Below are 1,468 nucleotides of genomic sequence, written 5' to 3'. Positions count from 1 at the left end.
GCCGCTTTGGGTTGTATGGTTAAGCCTCTCGGGCAATTAGTACAGGTTAGCTTAACGCCTTACAACGCTTCCACACCCTGCCTATCAACGTCTTAGTCTTAGACAACCCTTCCGGACTTTAAAAGTCAGGGATGACTCATCTCGGGGCTCGCTTCCCGCTTAGATGCTTTCAGCGGTTATCGATTCCGAACGTAGCTACCGGGCAATGCAATTGGCATCACAACCCGAACACCAGCGGTTCGTCCACTCCGGTCCTCTCGTACTAGGAGCAGCTCCCCTCAATCATCCAACGCCCACACCAGATAGGGACCGAACTGTCTCACGACGTTCTAAACCCAGCTCGCGTACCACTTTAAATGGCGAACAGCCATACCCTTGGGACCGACTTCAGCCCCAGGATGTGATGAGCCGACATCGAGGTGCCAAACACCGCCGTCGATATGAACTCTTGGGCGGTATCAGCCTGTTATCCCCGGAGTACCTTTTATCCGTTGAGCGATGGCCCTTCCATACAGAACCACCGGATCACTATGACCTACTTTCGTACCTGCTCGACGTGTCTGTCTCGCAGTTAAGCTAGCTTATGCCATTGCACTAACCTCACGATGTCCGACCGTGATTAGCTAACCTTCGTGCTCCTCCGTTACTATTTGGGAGGAGACCGCCCCAGTCAAACTACCCACCAGACACTGTCCACAATCCCGATAAGGGACCTATGTTAGAACATCAAACATACCAGGGTGGTATTTCAAGGACGGCTCCATGCAAACTGGCGTCTGCAATTCAAAGCCTCCCACCTATCCTACACAAGTAGGTTCAATGTTCAGTGCCAAGCTGTAGTAAAGGTTCACGGGGTCTTTCCGTCTAGGTGCGGGTACACAGCATCTTCACTGCGATTTCAATTTCACTGAGTCTCGGGTGGAGACAGCGTGGCCATGGTTACACCATTCGTGCAGGTCGGAACTTACCCGACAAGGAATTTCGCTACCTTAGGACCGTTATAGTTACGGCCGCCGTTTACCGGGGCTTCGATCAAGAACTTCGCTTACGCTAATCCCATCAATTAACCTTCCGGCACCGGGCAGGTGTCACACCCTATACGTCCTCTTTCGAGTTTGCAGAGTGCTGTGTTTTTAATAAACAGTCCCAGCCACCTGGTCACTGCGGCCACCAATAGCTTACCGCGTAAAGCGTTCACCACCGGTGGCGTACCTTCTCCCGAAGTTACGGTACTATTTTGCCGAGTTCCTTCACCCGAGTTCTCTCAAGCGCCTTAGTATTCTCTACCTGACCACCTGTGTCGGTTTGGGGTACGGTTCATATAATCATACGTTTAGAAGCTTTTCCTGGAAGCAGGGCATCAACAACTTCACTCCCTTGGGAGCTCGTCTCGTGTCTCGACCTTAAAGAGCCGGATTTACCTAACTCTTCAGCCTACTCACTTTCACCTGGGCTACCAACGCCAGGC

1 rRNA gene is annotated in these 1,468 nt (G+C 52.0%); it reads right to left on the bottom strand.

Features of this window, described 5'->3' with window-relative positions:
• Positions 1 to 15 precede the first annotated feature (15 nt).
• Positions 16 to 1,468: ribosomal RNA gene (locus tag F458_RS0118760) — 23S ribosomal RNA — on the bottom strand; the annotation flags it as partial.

Origin of the sequence: Salinimonas chungwhensis DSM 16280, from assembly GCF_000378185.1 — a bacterium.
Classification (GTDB): domain Bacteria; phylum Pseudomonadota; class Gammaproteobacteria; order Enterobacterales; family Alteromonadaceae; genus Alteromonas; species Alteromonas chungwhensis.
This window is presented reverse-complemented; position numbering and strand designations above follow the sequence as displayed.